General features: G+C 66.8%; 19 protein-coding genes. 8 read left to right on the top strand and 11 right to left on the bottom strand.

The annotated features are described in order from the left end of the window. The first annotated feature begins 32 nt into the window (after positions 1–32). The 3 genes from HWY37_RS05000 (at position 33) to HWY37_RS04990 (ending at position 3,013) form a co-directional block, all read left to right on the top strand. The gene (locus HWY37_RS05000; protein WP_175208524.1) at positions 33–1,139 is read left to right on the top strand and encodes a porin; all 1,107 of its coding nucleotides are present in this window, start codon (positions 33–35) and stop codon (positions 1,137–1,139) included. A 130-nt stretch (positions 1,140–1,269) separates the two neighbouring features. Then, positions 1,270–1,653, top strand: a complete 384-nt coding sequence (locus tag HWY37_RS04995; protein WP_176088013.1) for an Hpt domain-containing protein — start codon at positions 1,270–1,272, stop codon at positions 1,651–1,653. 34 nt (positions 1,654–1,687) lie between these two features. Then, entirely contained in the window at positions 1,688–3,013 is a 1,326-nt protein-coding gene (locus tag HWY37_RS04990) for a ParB/Srx family N-terminal domain-containing protein (RefSeq protein ID WP_176088012.1), read from the top strand. A gap of 31 nt (positions 3,014–3,044) precedes the next feature. Here the strand turns inward: HWY37_RS04990 and HWY37_RS04985 are convergent, their stop codons facing one another. After that, positions 3,045–3,650 carry a glutathione S-transferase family protein gene (locus HWY37_RS04985; RefSeq protein WP_176088011.1) on the bottom strand — a complete coding sequence of 202 codons (606 nt, stop codon included), beginning with the start codon at positions 3,648–3,650 and terminating at the stop codon, positions 3,045–3,047. 117 nt (positions 3,651–3,767) lie between these two features. Between HWY37_RS04985 and HWY37_RS04980 the strand changes: the two genes are divergently transcribed. The 4 genes from HWY37_RS04980 (at position 3,768) to HWY37_RS04965 (ending at position 6,819) form a co-directional block, all read left to right on the top strand. Continuing rightward, on the top strand, positions 3,768–4,751 hold the full coding sequence (locus HWY37_RS04980; protein ID WP_175208520.1) for a helix-turn-helix transcriptional regulator: 984 nt from the start codon (positions 3,768–3,770) through the stop codon (positions 4,749–4,751). 100 nt (positions 4,752–4,851) lie between these two features. Continuing rightward, entirely contained in the window at positions 4,852–5,286 is a 435-nt protein-coding gene (gvpU, locus tag HWY37_RS04975) for a gas vesicle accessory protein GvpU (RefSeq protein WP_175208519.1), read from the top strand. Between the two features lie 146 nt (positions 5,287–5,432). Beyond that, positions 5,433–6,083, top strand: coding sequence for a response regulator (locus HWY37_RS04970; protein WP_176088010.1), 651 nt, complete (start codon positions 5,433–5,435; stop codon positions 6,081–6,083). A 40-nt stretch (positions 6,084–6,123) separates the two neighbouring features. Further along, a complete protein-coding gene (locus HWY37_RS04965) occupies positions 6,124–6,819 on the top strand; it encodes a pentapeptide repeat-containing protein (protein ID WP_175208517.1) in 696 nt (231 codons plus the stop codon). On the opposite strand, the gene HWY37_RS04960 is transcribed toward HWY37_RS04965, so the two are convergent. The 3 genes from HWY37_RS04960 to HWY37_RS04950 form a co-directional block, all read right to left on the bottom strand. Further along, positions 6,799–7,794 carry a bifunctional helix-turn-helix transcriptional regulator/GNAT family N-acetyltransferase gene (locus HWY37_RS04960; protein WP_176088009.1) on the bottom strand — a complete coding sequence of 332 codons (996 nt, stop codon included), beginning with the start codon at positions 7,792–7,794 and terminating at the stop codon, positions 6,799–6,801. The genes HWY37_RS04965 and HWY37_RS04960 overlap by 21 nt on opposite strands. Before the next feature lie 110 nt (positions 7,795–7,904). Then, positions 7,905–8,534, bottom strand: coding sequence for a DNA-3-methyladenine glycosylase I (locus HWY37_RS04955; protein WP_176088008.1), 630 nt, complete (start codon positions 8,532–8,534; stop codon positions 7,905–7,907). A 19-nt stretch (positions 8,535–8,553) separates the two neighbouring features. Next, positions 8,554–8,964 (bottom strand): lysozyme inhibitor LprI family protein, encoded by a 411-nt coding sequence (locus tag HWY37_RS04950; protein WP_176088007.1) that lies wholly within the window; start codon positions 8,962–8,964, stop codon positions 8,554–8,556. A gap of 99 nt (positions 8,965–9,063) precedes the next feature. Between HWY37_RS04950 and HWY37_RS04945 the strand changes: the two genes are divergently transcribed. Further along, the gene (locus tag HWY37_RS04945; RefSeq protein ID WP_176088006.1) at positions 9,064–9,882 is read left to right on the top strand and encodes a metallophosphoesterase; all 819 of its coding nucleotides are present in this window, start codon (positions 9,064–9,066) and stop codon (positions 9,880–9,882) included. Here the strand turns inward: HWY37_RS04945 and HWY37_RS04940 are convergent. From HWY37_RS04940 to HWY37_RS04910, 7 genes are all read right to left on the bottom strand, one after another. After that, the gene (locus HWY37_RS04940; RefSeq protein WP_246302197.1) at positions 9,872–11,980 is read right to left on the bottom strand and encodes a TonB-dependent siderophore receptor; all 2,109 of its coding nucleotides are present in this window, start codon (positions 11,978–11,980) and stop codon (positions 9,872–9,874) included. The two genes, HWY37_RS04945 and HWY37_RS04940, sit on opposite strands and share 11 nt — an antisense overlap. 187 nt (positions 11,981–12,167) lie before the next feature. Further along, complete coding sequence (locus tag HWY37_RS04935) at positions 12,168–12,599, bottom strand: YciI family protein (RefSeq protein WP_175208511.1); 432 nt, start codon at positions 12,597–12,599, stop codon at positions 12,168–12,170. 194 nt (positions 12,600–12,793) lie between these two features. Continuing rightward, a complete protein-coding gene (locus tag HWY37_RS04930) occupies positions 12,794–13,843 on the bottom strand; it encodes an NADP(H)-dependent aldo-keto reductase (protein WP_176088005.1) in 1,050 nt (349 codons plus the stop codon). A 233-nt stretch (positions 13,844–14,076) separates the two neighbouring features. Beyond that, a complete protein-coding gene (locus HWY37_RS04925; RefSeq protein WP_176088004.1) occupies positions 14,077–15,087 on the bottom strand; it encodes a Dyp-type peroxidase in 1,011 nt (336 codons plus the stop codon). Between the two features lie 88 nt (positions 15,088–15,175). Then, a complete protein-coding gene (locus HWY37_RS04920) occupies positions 15,176–15,964 on the bottom strand; it encodes an alpha/beta fold hydrolase (RefSeq protein WP_175208508.1) in 789 nt (262 codons plus the stop codon). A gap of 71 nt (positions 15,965–16,035) precedes the next feature. Continuing rightward, entirely contained in the window at positions 16,036–16,359 is a 324-nt protein-coding gene (locus HWY37_RS04915) for a DUF1634 domain-containing protein (protein ID WP_175208507.1), read from the bottom strand. Then, entirely contained in the window at positions 16,356–17,213 is an 858-nt protein-coding gene (locus HWY37_RS04910) for a sulfite exporter TauE/SafE family protein (RefSeq protein ID WP_217706378.1), read from the bottom strand. Before HWY37_RS04910 ends, HWY37_RS04915 begins: the two co-directional genes overlap by 4 nt. Positions 17,214–17,218 lie beyond the last annotated feature (5 nt).

Genomic DNA, 17,218 nt, shown 5'->3' with positions numbered 1-17,218 from the left:
TTTTTTACCCCCCTCTACAGGAGTCCCCAAGGATGAAAAAGACGCTGCTCGCAGCCGCAATGTTCACCACTTTTGCAGGCGTTGCTCAGGCAGAATCGTCGGTAACTCTCTATGGTGTCATCGACACCGGCATCGGCTACAACAAGATCAAGGGCGATGGATACGACGGTAGCAAGCTGGGCATGATCAACGGCATCCAGGCCGGCTCGCGCTGGGGCCTGCGCGGCTCCGACGACCTGGGCGACGGCCTGCGCGCCACGTTCACGCTGGAAAGCGGATTCGACTCCGCCAACGGCCAGCGCGGACAATCCGGCCGTCTGTTCGGCCGCCAGGCCACCATCGGGCTGGCCAACGATGCCTGGGGCTCGCTGGAATTCGGCCGCCAGGCCACGATAGGCTCGAACTACCTGGCCGACATCGATCCCTTCTACACCAGCTACACGCAGTCCAACATGGGCCTGGGTTTCAGCGCGGCCAACACCATGCGCTGGGACAACATGGTGATGTACAAGACGCCTTCGGTGAACGGCTTCGAGCTGGGCATCGGCTACTCGTTCAATGCGGACGACACGACCGCCGACCAGACGGGCTTTCGTACCGCCGACAACACCCGCGGCATCACCGCCGGCCTGCGCTACGTGCAGGGTCCGCTGAACGTCGCGCTGACCTATGACCAGCTCAACGGTTCCAACCGCGGCGCCATCGACCACGACGCCACGCCGCGCCAGTACGCGCTGGGCGTGTCCTACGACCTGGAAGTCCTGAAGCTCGCCGCCGCCTACGGCCGCACCACCGACGGCTGGTTCGTCGGCCAGGACCTGCCCGCCGGCACGCCCTTCAGCGATGAGTTCGGCACCAACCGCTTCGTGGACGGCTTCAAGGCCAATTCCTACATGCTGGGCGCGACCCTGCCGCTGGGCGCGGCCTCCAGCCTGTTCGCGTCGTGGCAACACGTTTCGCCGAACAACGACAAGCTGACCGGCGGCGACGCCAACATGAACGTCTGGAGCGTGGGCTACACCTACGACCTGTCCAAGCGCACCAATCTGTACGCCTATGGCTCGTACGGCAAGGACTATGCGTTCATCGACGGCTTGAAGAGCACGGCAGCCGGCATCGGCGTGCGCCACACGTTCTAAAAACGGCGTAACGGGTGCGGCCAGGCGGCCGCCCCGCGAATCCGTCCGATTACCGGACCCCGGGAGCCGGGCTTTCTTTAATATCGCCCCCGAGCCTGACGTCATCAGCATGTACGTCTTGGAGGCTCCCATGCACAAACCGTTCCCCCCTACCCCCGCGGCCCCCGCCGCCGCCACGCTGGCCGTGTTCGCCGCGCTGGCGCCCGACCATCGCCGGCTGGTCAAGGAAACCATGAACCAGGATCTCGACGCCCTGGAACAGGCCGCCGAAAAGCCCGATGCCATCGCGGTCGCGCAGATGCTGCACCGCATCCAGGGCGCGCTGCTGGCCTTGCAGATGCGGGCGCCGGCCTCGCGCTTCGAAGCGCTTGAGGACGAGGTCGCGACGGGCCTGTCCGCGCGCGCCGCCGCCAAGGTCCACGACCTCGCCGACGCGGTACGCGGCATCATGGACCGGCTTTATTCATGGCAACCCGCGCCAGTGCAATCTTCGGGAAACACGCATCCTTCATGATCTGATATCTTCAAACCAGATCCTGAAACGGACCATGACCCCGACTCCCCTACCTGCGCGCGCGGCGCTCTCCACTCAACAGCGCCTGCTGCGCGCCCTGGCCGCGGCCTTGCTGCCCCTGGCCCTGGCCGCCTGCAATGGCGGTGGCGACGACAATGACGATGAACCCGTAGCCGTCGTCCCTCCTCCCGCCGAGGAAACCCCGCCGCCCACCGAAACCACGCCGCCGCGCAACACCGCCTATCTGCAAGCCAAGCCGGGCGACGTGATCCAGGTCCGCATCGAGGAACTGCATCCCACGCAGGCAGCCATCGGCTACGACCAGGTCTATTACAAGCTGGGCCGCTGGCAAGGCGATTTCGAACGCAAGACCTGGGCGGACAAGCCGGCGCAGCAGCTGGACTACCTGAACCGCACCGTCGGCAAGAAATTCGACGACTACTGCGAGGACATGGGCGGCAGCGAGCGCGCACAGGCCTTCCAGACCATCGCCGAAGCGCGCGCCGCCCGCCTTGACCAGCCTGCCTCCTTCACCTGCAAGGACGCGCCCGGCACCAACGCGGCCAACCTCAAGACCGTGGTGGTGGGCTGGGACGGCAATCTCTACCTGACCGACGGCCACCACACCTTCTCGTCGCTGCGTGAAATCGGCGATGGCGGCCCCAAGCTGCCGGTCTGGGTCAAGGTGGACGCCAACTACAGCAACCTCGCCAACGCCTCCGCCTTCTGGCAGCGCATGGTCGACGACCGCCGCGTCTGGCTGCGCGACGGCCAGAACCAGCCCATCACCGTGGACCAGTTGCCCAAGCGCCTGGGACTGGCCAGCGCCCAGGAGGCCGGCGGCATGCAGGAAGACCGCTACCGCTCGCTGGTGTACTTCACCCGCGACATCTCCTACAGCAACGGCAACCTGCCCGAGTACGCCGAGTTCCTGTGGGGCGACTGGCTGCGCCGCCAGGCCGCGGGCGGCCAGTTGCCCGGCCTGGACCAGTACAAGATGATGGCGCCGGCCACGCCCGCGCAGATTCTTGCCGCCAGCACCCTGGACAAGACCCTGGCGCCCGCCGGCGCGAACGACAGCTACCCCGCGGCGGTGCGCGACGCGTCCTTGAAAATGGCGGCCCTGAAGGACACCGACCTGGTGTTCGAGGACCGCGACGCCGCCGGCCTGGGGCGCATCGTGCTGGTGCCGGACGCCGCCAGCGGCTCGGCCACCAAGAAGGCGCGCGACACCCTGGAAGAGCTGCCGCGCAACGACGCCAAGGCCGACGGCACCCCGCGCGGCGCCGGCAAGCTGTGGTTCGCCGTGAACTACCGCAGCTGCGGCAAGCCCGCGGCGGGCACCTGCTGGGGCTGGTAAGCCGCCGCCGTCCGGCCCGCCGGACAGCGCGCTAGGCGTCGATCCGCATGGCAGGCCGGGCCTGGACCCGGTCCAGCCAGGCCCGCACATGCGGATGCGACGCCGCGCGCGCGCCCAGGAAGACGCTGTAGCCGATCACCGAACCCACCACCAGGTCGGCCAGCGAGTACGCCGCGCCCAGCATCCACGGCTGCCGCGACAGATGGCCGTCCAGCACCGCCAGCAGATCATCCGCGTGGTCCAGCACTTTTTCCACCCCGGCGCTGTCGAGCGCATCCGCATGGTGCGTGGCCAGATGCAGGCGCGACACCACCGCCCCGTAGCTCACGTAGGCCCAGGCGCACCACGACATCGCCAGCAGGCGTTCGGGCGTGCCGGCCGCGGGCCACAGGCCGCGCTCCACGCCATAGCGTTCTCCCAGCCACAGCTGTATCGCCAGGGTCTCGAACATGGGCGCGCCGTCCACCGTCAGCGTCGGGACCTTGCCGTTCGGGTTCAGCGCCAGGAATTCCGGGCGATGCTGCTCGCCGACCTTGATATCCACCTTGATGCGCTGGTGCGGAATGTCCAGTTCGGCCAGCGCGCTGGCGACCGGGGTGGCGTTGGACATAGGGTGCCAATAGAAGACGATAGACATGGATGGATCTCCGATTCGAAGGGGGGTTGGCGCCGCGGCCCTTGCCGCTGACTACGGGAGCCACTGTAGAATCCATTGAGGACAGATTCCGCCCTCGATACACGCTATCGTGCCGCCATGCTTACCTCCAGCAACCGTCTCCTGCGCCTGCTTTCGCTGCTGCAAACCCGCCGCCACTGGGCCGGAACCGAACTGGCCGCGACGCTGGCCATCCATCCCCGCACGCTGCGGCGCGACATCGACAAGCTGCGTGAGCTGGGCTATCCCATCCATGCCAGCAGCGGCGTGGCGGGCGGCTACGCCTTTCGCGCCGGCCACGCGGTGCCGCCCCTGCTGCTGGACGACGACGAGGCCCTGGCCGTGGCGCTCACCTTGCGCACGGCTGCCGCGGGCACGGTGGGCGGCATCGAGGAAACCGCGCTGCGGGCGCTGGTGAAGCTGGAGCAGGTCATGCCGCAGCGCCTGCGCCACCGGGTCGACGCGCTCCGCTCAGCCATCGTGCCGGTGCCGCGCGGCGGCGCCGCGGTCGACGCCACGCTGCTGGCCACGCTGGCAGCCGCCTGCCGCGACCAGCTGCGGGTGGGCTTCGGCTATGCCGACGGCAAGGGCCAGGCCAGCACCCGGCTGGTCGAACCGCAAGGCCTGGCGCATACCGGGCACCGCTGGTACCTGGTGGCCTGGGACCCGGCGCGCGACGACTGGCGCACCTTCCGCATCGACCGCATCGCGGGCGAGCCGGAAATCGGCGCGCATTTCGCGCCGCGCCCCTCGCCGGCCGGCGGCGACCTGCGCGCCTTCGTCGCGCGCTCGGTGCGGATGACGACGCAAGCCGAAGCGGCACGGGTGATCCTGCACGCGCCGCAAGCCGTCATGGCCGCCCGCATCCCTGCGGACGCCGGCCAGCTCGAAGCGCTGGACGAGACCCGCTGCCTGCTGCAATGCGACGTGCACTCGCCGGATGCGCTGGTGTATTGGCTCATGGCGCTGGACGTGGAATTCGAGGTGCTGGCTCCGCTGGCGCTGCGGGGCCGCTTGCGGCTAGCAGGCGAACGCCTGGCGCGCAGCCTGGAAAGAATGCCTGTCCAGGAAGCAGACGGATAGTGCTTGGATTTGGCTGTTTTTCGGCCTATAGCATCCTGCCCCATTTGGCCGCGATTCGAGTATCTTGGCTGCTTTCCCAAATTTGCCGAGAACCCACCCCATGAGCAACGTTCCTAGCGCCGGCGCGGCGCCCGACGCCGACGCCTTCCTGCAATTCCTGGTCAACCTGGTGAACAACGGCAGCCAGATCGAAAGCATCGGCGTTACCCTGCAGATGGGCGGCATGCTGGTTTCCGGCTCGATCGTGTCCGGCGCCGACTACTTCGACAGCTTCGCGGCCAGCTTCACGGGGTCCCTGGAGACCGTGGACGACACCACCCGCAAGACCGTCCATGCCTCTCTGGCGGAGCTGGGTGACGTGTTCCGGCTGCCGCAGCCGGCGGACCCGCTGCCGAACTACATCCATCTTGCCGACGCCCTGTTCTTCACGGCCGACGGCACTCCCATCGCGGGACAGCCCACGCTGTGGCGCGGCCGCACCAGCGCGGTCGACGGCTTCATCCTGGGCCGCCTGCAAGCAGAAGCGGCCAGCTGAGGCCCCGCACATCGCCCTGCGTCACGCCCCCGCTGCGGGGCGCGTCCGCATAAAAACCACTACGCTATCGGCTGGCCTTCGCCATCAACCCCGAGCCCGCCGGGATCGCCACGCCAACCAGGGCTCGCCTGACTGCATCCGCTCGCATGGAAAGACTCCGCATCGTCCTGGTCGACGACCATCCCCTGGTATTGATGGGGATGCGCGACCTGCTGGAAAAGGACCTCAATTTCCAGGTCGCGGCCACCCTGTCCGGGCCGACGGCGCTGGTCCAACACCTGCAGCGCGACGCTCCGCACGTGGTCATCACCGACTATTCCATGCCCGGCGACGATACCTACGGAGATGGCATCCGGCTGGTCAAGTACCTGGCGCGGCACTATCCGCAGGTACAGATCGTGGTGCTGACCATGGTGTCGAATTCCATGATCATTTCGGCGCTCTACGATGCCGGCGTGGCGGCCGTGGTGCTCAAGCGCGACAACCTCACCGAGATCATGACCGCGCTGGAAACGCTGCACGCGGGCCGCAAGTACTATCCGCCCGGTTTCCAGCGCGACGGCGCGACCGACGAGCGCAGCAAGTTCATCGGCGAACGCATCAACAGCCTGTCGCCCAAGGAATTCGAAGTGCTGCGGCATTTCATCCGCGGCGGCTCCATGATGCAGGTGGCCGAGGCCATGAAGCGCAGCGTCAAGACAGTCAGCGGCCAGAAAATCTCGGCCATGCGCAAGCTGAATGTCCGCACCGACCAGGAACTGATCGCTTTCTGCGTCGAAAGCGAAATATTCCAGTAGGCTGTCCGGTCTTACGGAATTTCAGGCAGGAACGCGCGGCATGACGCAAGCAGCAATCGGGACGGTGACGGACCAGGAAGTGGACCGCAAGACGATGCAGGCCCTGATCGAACAGTCCGGCGGCCGCCCGCTGTCGTTCCAGGACTGCGATTTCCAGGATGCGGATTTCTCGCGCCTGGATCTGCGCGGCGCGCAGCTGACGGGCTGCGCGATCGCGGGCGCCTCGTTCCAGGGCGCCAACCTGGCGGACTCCAGCTGGCTGCGCTGCCGCGGAGGCCAGGTCAACTTCGCCTCGGCCGACGCCAGCGACGCCGTGTTTGAAAACTGCGATCTCAACAATGCCAACTGGCGACGCGCCAGGCTGGCAGCCGCCCGCTACCAGGGCTGCAAGCTCACCGGCAGCGATTTCGACGGCATCGCCTGCCTGGGCTGGACGCTGCACGAATGCCTGCTGGTCGGCGCGCTGCTGCGCGGCGTGTCCTTCCGCAAGACCGACGTGCGGCAGCTGGACTTCTCGGACGCCGATCTGAGCGGCAGCGACTTCCGCGATACCGTGTTCCATGGCGGCAGCTTGCGCAACGCCGTGCTGAAGAATACGCGCTTCGAGGGCGCGGACCTGCGCGAAGCCGACCTGGGCGGCCTGGACCTGAATTCGGCCGCGCGCCTGGCCGGCGCCACTATCTCCAAGACTCAGGCGGCGGCCCTGCTGGCCGAGCTACGCATCAGCGTGATCTGAGCCGCCGCGGCGGCGCACGAAGCGCTGTTCCACCACCACGCTGCCCCATTGCCGGCCTTCGGCGGACTCGGCCAGGGTGAAGCCCGCGGCCTCATAGAGATGCCTGGCGGCGTCCAGGCCCTTGAAGGTCCACAGATAGGTTTCGTCGTAGTGCGCGTCGACAAAGTCCATGGCTCGGTCCAGCAGCGCGCGGCCCACGCCCATGCCCCGCAGCGATTCGTCGACGATGAACCAACGCAGATGCGCCTGGCGCGCGGCGAGGTCGCCGTCGATGACGATGGAGGCCAGGGTCCGGCCATTGTCCACGTACAGCCACATGTTCTTGCCCGCGGCGGGCAGGCCCTCGGCGAATTCCGCCAGCTCGCTCGCCACCTTGCGCTCGAAGTAGACGCCGAAGCCCGAAGCCTGCGCGTAATAGCGCGCATGCAGGCTGGCCACGTCGCCGATGCAGCCGGGCAGATAGCCGGCGCGGATCTGATCGCCAATGCCGCCGCCCGCCGCGGCCGGCGCGGTGTTGGGGTTTTCGTGCGACAGGGCGTCGGCGTAGAGGGACAGGAAGCGGATCAGCGATTCCTGGTCCGCCGGCGTCAGCTGGCGCAAGGCGCGTGAAACCTGATCGGTGGCGAACTGGTCGATCTGGCCGCGCAGCTTGACGCCCGCCTCGCTCAGGTACAGCCGCGATGAGCGCGCGTCGGCGCTGTCCGTCTCGCGCGTCAGCAGCCCGGCCGATTCCAGCTTGGCCACCTGGCGGCTGGTGTTGGACTTGTCCAGCCTGAGAATCGCGGCCAGATCGCGCGCCTGGATCCCCGGCTGCAGGCCGATCTCGATGATGGCGTGGACCGCGGACGGCGCCATGTCGCTGCCGGCCAGCGAGGTTCGCATGAAGCCCAGTTCGCGCACCAGCTTGCGAGAGAATTCCCGCAGGTCGCGGATGGTCTGGTCGCGGGGTTTGGAGGGGAAATCGATCAAGTCCATGGCGCACCTCAAAATGACGCGCATAAAAGTTGCGGATCGCAACCAATATACTTGCGAGTCGCAACCAATTCAAGGATTTTCGGCAGACCGGACGAATGCGCCGGCGCGCCCTACTTCGGCCGCTTGAAGCCGGCCCGCGCCTTTTCGACTTGCTGGCGGCAGACGCAGCCGCTCATGTGGTCGTTGACCATGCCCACGGCCTGCATGAAGGCGTACATGGTGGTCGGACCGACGAAGGTCCAGCCGCGCTTCTTCAGGTCGCGCGACAGGGCCGCCGACGCCGGCGAGGTGGGATTGCCGTTCCAGTAGTCCAGGTCCACCGTCGCGGGCCGGTCCTGCTGCTGCGGTTCATGGCGCCAGAGCCAGGCCGACAAGGAACCCGTTTCGTCCGCCAGGGCGCGCGCGCGCCTGGCATTGTTGATGGCGGACAGGATCTTGCTGCGGTTGCGCACGATGCCCGCGTCGCCCATCAGGCGTTCGACGTCGCTCTCGGTGTAGCGGGCCACCCGCTCGAAGTCGAAGTCGTCGAAGGCCGCGCGGAAGGCCTCGCGCTTGCGCAGGATCGTGATCCAGGCCATGCCGGCCTGGAAGCCTTCCAGGCAGATCTTTTCGTAGAGGCGGCGGTCGTCCGCCACCGGCAGGCCCCATTCGTGATCGTGGTAATCCGGCATGGACGGCTGCCAGAAGCAGCGCGCCACGCCCTGCGGGTCCGTGATCAGGCCCGGGTTGCTCTCGCTCATCTCGTCTTCCTGATCCGGTTTACTGCTTGCCCGGCACCGGGCAGCTCATGTCGCCTTCCTCGCACTTCAGATAGGCCCGCAATTCCTTGGTGCGCGCCTGCGTCAGCTTGTCCAGGCACAGGCTCAGCACCATCGGATAGGCCGTGCCGCCGGTCGTGCCGCCGGACGCGAAGGCGCACTCCGCGTCGCGGAAGTACAGCCAGGCCTTCTGCGCGGACTGCAGCTTGGCGGAGGCATCCTTGTCGTGCTTCAGGCGCGCCGTCACTTCCTTGTAGGCCGCGTTCAAGTCCGCGTCGGACTTGCGGTAGGCCTGGTCGGCGCACAAGCCCATGTCCGTCTGCGTGGCCGCGTTGCCGCAATCCAGCGGCTGCGGCTGTGCCTGCACGCTTGCTGTCAGTGCCAAGGCGGCGGCCATGATGGCGATACGCATGAAATTCCTCCTGTCTGCGCGGTGATCCGGGAAAGTGTCGCATGGAACCCCTGCCCGCCGCAGCGGCGGCCAGCGTCGCCGTGGCCTAAGATGGCGGCTATGAAGATCCAACTGCTCTCAGACCTGCACCTGGAAACCGAACCGGATTTCCTGGCCCGACCCGCGCCCGGCGCCGACCTCCTGGTGCTGGCCGGCGACATCGGCTCGTATCGCCGCGGCTCCCTGATGACCGGCGACGACTTCGGCCTGGGCAGCTATGCGCCGCGCAAGGGCTGGCCCACTCCCGTGCTGTACGTGCCCGGCAACCACGAATACGACAACGTCGACTTCGACGCAACGCACGCACGCCTGCGCGAGCTGTGCGCCGAGCTGGGCATCCACTGGCTGGAACGCGAGACGCTGGTCATCGATGGCGTGCGCTTTATCGGCACCACGCTGTGGACGGACTTCGACGCGCTGGCCGCCAGCGAAGACACGGTGGGCGCCGCGCTGAAAAAGCGCGAGAAGGCCTACCGCGCCGCCGACTTCTATCTGGAGAAAGCCGAGATGCGGCGCAACGGCGCGCCCTTCATGGCCGAACAGATGCGCGAGCAGGGGCTGGCCTGCCAGCAATGGCTGGCAGCCGCCCTGCGCGAGCCCTTCGACGGCCCGACAGTGGCGGTCACCCACTTCGCCCCCACGCTGGCCAGCGCGGATCCGCGCTACGGCGTCACCCCGGGCACCGCCGGCTTCTGCAACGCGCTGGACGCCCTGCTGCCCCTGGCCGATGTCTGGATGCACGGCCACCTCCACTGTCCGCAGGACTATGTGAAGGACGGTTGCCGCATCGTGGCCAACCCGCTGGGCTATGCCAAGAAGGGCGAGCAGCAGGATTTCGCGCCCGACCGCCTGTGGGAAGTGGCGGCGCCTAGAACTTGAGGCTTGCGCTCAAGGCATAGGTGCGCGGATCGCCCGCCTTCACGTAGTCCGCGGACTGGTACAGCCAGTAGCGCTTGTCCGCCAGGTTGTTGATGCCCGCGCGGAAGGTGGTCTCGTAGCCGTAGATGCGCGTGTCGTAGGTGGCGCCGATGTTGACGATGGCGTAGTCCGGCACCCGCACCGCGTTGGACGCGCCCAGCATGGCGCTGCCGGTGTACTTCACGTCGGCCCGCAGCTTCAGGCCCGGCAATTGCGGCACCGAATACGCGACCTGGGCCGCGGCGGTGAACTTCGGCGCGCCCGCGACGCGGTTGCCGGTGTAGGCGGAGCCCTTCTTGTATTCCGTGTCCAGGAACATCAGGCTGCCGCCCACGTTCCAGTTGGTGGCGATGCGGGTCGACGCCCCCAGCTCCAGGCCTTGGTAGATCGACTTGCCGTCCTGCACCAGCTCGTTGGCGGCGTTGGTGTATTCCGCCTTCTTCTCGATGCGGAACAGCGCCGCCGTGGCGGCCCAATCTTCCTGGCCGGTCTTGATGCCCAGCTCGTACTGCTTGCTCTTGAGCGGGTTCAGCATGGCGCCGTAGTTGGCGTAGGTGTTGCCCACCGTCGAGCCCGGCTCCAGCGATTCGATATAGCTGACGTAGGCCATGGTCTGCGGCGTGATGTTGTACATCAGCGCCACCGTCGGCGTCAGCACCCCGTTCTTGTCGTAGCGCGAATTGCGCGCGCCCGTCGCGTCGAAACCGACCTGCTCGTAATCGGTGTAGCGCAGGCCGCCCAGCACGGACCAGCCGCCGGTCAGGTCTATCGTGTCGCTCGCGAACAGCGCCTTCTGCGTGATCTCGGCGGCGCGATACAGGTCCAGGCCACCCTGGCTGTAGTAGGTGTTGGTGTTCTGCGACCGCAGATTGCCCGTGCCCTGCAGCTGATAGACGCCGTCGGCGCTGTAGTCGTTCTTCTGCTTCTGCCACGAAGCGCCGGCCACCACCTGGTGCTTCAGGGGACCGGTGTTGAACTTGCCTTCGAGCATGGCCTGCCACTGGTTGTAGGCATAGGCTTCGGCATAGTCCGAACGGTAGTCCTGGTAGTCGCCGGCCTGGTTCTGCAGGAACAGCACGGATTCGTTGCGGCGGGTGCGCGTGGAGCTGTAGCTGTAGTCGGTGCGCACCGACCAGTCGGACGACAGCTGGTACTTCAGTCCCGTCGAATAGAAGCGGAACTTGTTGTCCGCGTACGGACCCTCGCCCACCATCCGGCCATTGTCATTGCGCACGGGCGACGGCAACTCGCTGCCCGCCATCCGGCCGGCGTAGATGGTCGGCTCCTGGCCGATCGCCTTGCGGTTCTGATAGATGGACTGGAAGTCCCAGCTCAGCTTGTCGGTCAGGCGCGCATCCAGCGCCAGCGACACCGAATCCCGGTACAGCGAACCGCCGTTGTAGGTGTTGCCCTCTTCGTGCGTGGCGTTCAGGCGATACCCGAACCTGCCGTCGCCGACCCGTCCACCCAGGTCGACGTGCTCGCGCAGCAGTCCCTTGGACACATAGCCCAGCTCGATGCTGCGCACCGGCTCGTCGGTGGGCTTCTTGGTGACGTAGTTGATGAGGCCGCCCGGCGAGCCGAAGCCGTACATGAAGCCCGACGCGCCCTTGAGCAGGTCGATCTGCTCGAAGTGCTCGTAAGGCAGGGTCGTGACATAGCTGATGAAAGGCTTGCCGTCGATGCGGTAGGAATTCTGCCAATCCAGCGGCAGGCCGCGCACGCTGAGATAGCTGGCCCAGGCGCCGTACGACGCGCTGTTGTCGGTCACGGACGCATCCAGGGCGAACACGTCGCCCAGCTTGTTGACCTGCCGCTCCTCGATGTCCGCGGCGGTGACGACGGTCGTGGAGAACGGCGTCTCCAGCTGGCTGCGGTTGCCCAGCGCGCCGCTGTTCACGGGCGCCGACAGGTGCTCCAGCGTATCGTCCACCGCCGTCGCGTTGACGGTGACGGCGGGCAGCTGGGCGACGCCCTGGCCATCGCTGGCGCCTGAGGAAGGCGGGGCCGCGGCGGTCTGGGCATGGGCGCCCGCGGAATGGGCTATGCCCAGGGTCAGGGCGAGGGCATAAGGCGCTACGGCTTGCCGCGCTTGCTTGCGCGCGCGGCACTTCCTGGCGGAAGCGGAACGGACCACGTTGAAATCTCCAGAGCGGGAGGGAAGGAAACTGTCATTTTAATGAATGCGACTGATTCGCAATTATATTATTAACTGAGACGTTTCCTGCCCCGCCCTGGAGCAACGGTCACTCCCCGGACGTTTTCTTTATCTGCTCACGCATCTTTTCGTGCTGCGCGCGCATCTCCTCCGGGTAGGCCTCGCCGAAGTCGGACGCCTCGTACAGCGGGCGAATTTCGATGTCGGACGGACCCGGCATCGGATTGGGACAGCGCTTGACCCATTCGATCGCCTCTTCCAGGGAGGCGCACTCCCAGAGCCAGTAGCCGGCAATCAACTCCTTGGTCTCCGCGAAGGGGCCGTCTATCACCTGCCGGCTGCTGCCCGAAAAATGCACCCGCGCGCCCTTGGAGCTAGGCTTCAGGCCATCGCCCGCCAGCATCACTCCCGCCTTGATCAGCTCCTCGTTGTACCGCCCCATGTCCTCCAGCAGCTGGCTGGTGGGCAACACCCCCGCCTCGCTATCGGCGGTGGCCCTGACTTGAACCATGAATTTCATATCGGTCTCCTTTTCTGGGTGTCGGAACTTGCATGCTCCATCGACACGACGAACCGCGCCAGGCCAAATCGACAAGGGCCACGAAAAAAAATGTATCCACGGGTCCTGCGGACAACTTTACGCCCATGAAAAAACCCATGCCGCCCCCCGGGAGCGACATGGGTTCGGAGACCGCTGGCGCGGCGGTCAGCGCATCAAGGCGCCGGATTCGGCTGGCGCGCGTGGATCTTGTCGATGGCTTCCAGCACCTCGGCCGACAGGGTCACATCGATGCTGTCGATGTTCTCCTTCAGCTGTTCCAGCGTGGTGGCGCCGATCAGGTTGCTGATCACGAAGGGACGCTGGTTGACCCAGGCCAGGGCCAGGTGGGTAGGCGAAATGCCGTGCTGGCGCGCCAGTTCGACGTAGGCGCGGGTGGCAGCCTCGGCCTGCTCGTTGCTGTAGCGGGTGAAGCGCGTGTACAGCGTCAGCCGCGCGCCGGCCGGGCGCGCGCCGTCCAGGTACTTGCCGCAGAGCATGCCCATGGCCAGCGGCGAATAGGCCAGCAGGCCCACGCCCTCGTGGTGCGAGAACTCGGACAGCCCGCTTTCGTAGACGCGGTTCAGCAGGCTGTAGGCGTTCTGGATCGACGCGATGCGCGGCAGGCCCTTGTTCTCGGCATGCCGCAGGAACTGCGCGACGCCCCAGGGCGTTTCGTTCGACACGCCGACGTGGCGCACCTTGCCCGCGCGCACGAAGTCGTGCAGCACTTCCAGGGTTTCCTCGATCGGCACGGTGTGCTCATCCTGCACCCAGGGATAGGTCAGCTTGCCGAAGGTGGCGGTGGTGCGGTCGGGCCAGTGCAACTGGTACAGGTCCAGGTAGTCCGTCTGCAGGCGCTTCAGGCTGGCGTCCAGGGCCGCCGTCAGGTTCTTGCGGTCCAGGAAGGTCTTGCCGTCGCGGATGTGGCCGGGACGCTTGGCGTCGCGCACGGGTCCTGCCGCCTTGCTGGCCAGCACGATGTCCTGGCGGCGCTTGCTGCGCGCCAGCCAGGTGCCGATGTAGGTCTCGGTCAGGCCCTGGGTCTCGGGCTTGGGAGGCACCGGGTACATCTCGGCGGTGTCGACCAGGTTGATGCCGCGCTCCAGCGCGTAGTCCAGTTGCTGGTGCGCCTCGGCCTCGGTGTTCTGCTCGCCCCAGGTCATGGTGCCCAATCCGATCAGGCTCACATCCAGGTCGGTACGGCCGAGTTTGCGGTATTTCAATTTCTGCTCCGTGCGGTGTCGCTTACATGGGAAGCGACACCTTACTCCAAGTCGCTTTTCCAGGACCTGAAACTGGAAAACCACGTGCCCGAGCCCGTGTTCTACCTGCTATTCATCGTGACCGGCGGAGCCCGCCACTGGCGTGATCAAGGTCAGCCAGGAAAGCATGATACGGATGAAGGCGACGCTGGAGCAGGACCGCTAGCGCTGGCGCGCGGCCCCGCCTCTCCGCGTCAGTTGGCCTTGCCTGCCGCCACGGGCGCTGCCGCCGCCGGCTCGCCTGCCTGCGCGCTGGCGCCCGGCTCGCGCTCCGCCAGCTCCTCCAGCAGATCGGCCGACGGCACGAAGAACAGGCCGCCGGTTACCGCCCGGCTGAAGTCCAGCAGGCGGTCATAGTTGCCGGCCGGGCGCCCGACGAACATGTTCTCCAGCATCAGCTCGATGGGACGCGGCGAGCGCGCATAGCCGATGAAGTAGGTGCCGAACTCGCCCGAGCCCGGGCGTCCGAACGGCATGTTGTCGCGCAAGATCTTCACTTCCTGGCCGTTCTCTTCGATGGTGGTGAGCGCGCTGTGCGACGACGCGGGCTTGATGTCATCATCGAGCTCCACGTTGGAAAACTTGTGGCGGCCGATGACGCCTTCCTGGCCCTCTACCGACAGTGCGTTCCAGGCCGCCATGTCGTGCAGGTACTTCTGCACCAGGACGTAGCTGCCGCCGGCGAACCCCCCATCCTCGTCGCCGATGACGGTGAAATCGACCGCCTCCTGGCCCTCGGGATTCTCGGTGCCGTCGACGAAACCGATGATGGCGCGCCGGTCGAAGTAGCGGAAGCCATGGACTTCATCGACGACGGTCACGGCGTCGCCCAGCGCGCCCAGCAGCAGCGTCGCCAGCTCGAAGCAATAGTCCATCGAGTCCGCGCGGATGTGCAGCAGCAGGTCGCCCGGCGTGGCCATGGCCAGGCGTTCGCCCGAACCGAATTCGCGGAAGGGATGCAGCGACGCGGGACGCGGCGCGCCGAACAGCCGGTCCCAGGCGCTGGAACCGAAGGCACAGACACAGGACAGATTCTGTTCGGGAGAGCGGGTCGCCACAGTACGGGTAAGCGCCGCGACGTCGGCGCACCAGCCGCGCACGGTCTCCGCTGCGGCGGCGCCCTCATTGAGCGTCGCGACCAGGAAGATGGCGTGACGGTTGGTCGAATTGTGTACGGCTTGGCATTCTGGCTGACGGACGGACATCGGATCGGGACCTCGAAAAACAGGCGCTGGGCGCGGAAAAGTCTAGTCCGATTCTAAGCGCGGACTGCGACAGGATGCACGCCACCGGTCACCCTATCGTCTTCAGCCACTGGCCCACCACGTCCAACACGATGCGGCTTTGCTCGCGATGCGGCACATGGCCGCAGTTTTCCAGCAGCACGGCGCGTCCGCCTGCCAGCGCCGCGATCTTGTCCTGATGCAGCGGGGAGCCGTATTCGTCTTCCTCGCCATGCAGGGCAAGCACCGGGCAGCGGACCTGGCGCAATTGCTCGTCCAGGTTCCAATCAGCGAATTCAGGAGCCAGCCAGGTGTCGATCCAGGCGCCCAGTACCCAGGCGGCCTTCTCGCCGTGATACTTCTTCAAGCGGTCCAGCTGGCCCGGTTCGGCGAAGTTTAGCTTGGCCGCGCGGATGCCTTGCAGCGTGCGGTCCTCGGCGTACATCTGCGCGGACTCGGTGATCAGCGCCTGGCAATCGTCCGCGTAGACGCCGGCGCTGCACACCGCCATGCCGCCGCCCACGCTGTGTCCAAAGCCCACGAAGGGGCCGATGCCCAGCTCTTCCCGCAGGCTGCGGAATCCGCCCTGCGCCTCTTCCGCCACGAAGCCGGGCTCGAACACGGCGGTGTTGGGATCGGAACGGCCGAAGCCGAGACGGTCGTAGGCGATGACGCTGCGCCCGGTTTCCTGCGCCAGTTGCTCAGGAAAATCCCGCCACAACTCCACGCAACCCAGCGAGTCGTGGAACAGCACGATGGGCGCCCCCGCCACCTCCTCCCCAGCGGGGTCCCAACGGCGCGCAAAGAGGCGGCCCTGGCTGGTGTGCACGTAGACATCCTGGCTGGTAATGGCAAGCATGAAAAAGTCCTGGGAGTGAATGCGCCGACGCGCCATCGCATCGCGCCCCGATTATAGGAAAGCCGGCGGCCTCACCGCAGCCCGGAGACGACGCCGGCCGCGATCACGAGCAGCACCAGGGCGGAGATGGCGGTGTAGGCGTAGTCGCGTTCGCGCAGGAACATGGCCAGCATCAGCGCCACCCGCGCCACCGGCAGCAGGATGAAGAGCGCCACGCCAGCCTTGACCAGTTCGAGTCCGCGCAAAACGGCATTGCCCGGCGCGAAAAAGTCGAATGCCATGCCTGCGGCGATGAGCGCGCAGGCGAGCCAGGTGCCGTGCCACAACAGCCCGGCGATAAGGCGGTCGCGCCGCGCCTGTCTGTCCGCTGCCTGCTTGTCCGCCGCCTGCCTCATGCCGGACCTCCCGGAACCTGCACGCCCAGCGCGCTCAACAGCATCTGCACCGCCAGCAGGCCCAGCACGATCACGAAGAAAACGCGCAGCTTGTCCGCCGGCAGGCCCATCAGCATGCGGGCGCCAAGCAGCGCCCCCGCGACCGAGCCCAGCGCCACGGGCCCGGCGATGCCGATATCGATGTCGCCGCGCACGAAGTACGCGCCCGCGCTGGCGGCGGCGGTCACGCCGATCATGAAGTTGGAGGTGGCGGACGAGACCTTGATGGGCAGCTTCAGGGCGGCGTCCATGGCGGGGATCTTGAGCACGCCCGAGCCTATGCCTAGCAGCGCCGAGATCAGGCCGGCGCCATACATCAGCGACAGGCCCAACGGCACGCGGTCCACCTGGTAGTGCACCTCCGTGCCCCGCGCACGGTCGGGAAAGCTGGAGTGCAGGCGCAGCGCCGTGGCCCAGCTTGCCGCGTCGGGCGCGATGGCGGCAGCCTCGCGGCGGCGCGCCAGCATCTGCTGCGCGGACACGGCCAGGATCACGGCGAACAGCCCATAGAGGAATTGCGTGGAGACGATGCCGATGAGGAACACGCCGGTCAGCGCGCCCAGCGTGGTGGCGGTTTCCAGCACGATGGCCAGCCGCACGTTGGTCAGCCGCCCTCTCAGGAATGGCGCCGCGCTGCCGCAGGAACAGGCGATCACCGAGATGATGCTGGCGCCGATGGCCACGTGGATGTCCACGCCGAACAGCAGCGTCAGGATGGGCACGATGAAGATGCCGCTGGCCATGCCAAGCACGCCGCCCAGCGCGCTGGCGCCGAAGGCGGCGGCAAACAGCCAGAGGATCGTGGAGGTCTCCATGCGCC

The organism is Achromobacter anxifer (assembly GCF_903652925.1).
GTDB lineage: Bacteria > Pseudomonadota > Gammaproteobacteria > Burkholderiales > Burkholderiaceae_B > Achromobacter > Achromobacter anxifer.
This window is presented reverse-complemented; position numbering and strand designations above follow the sequence as displayed.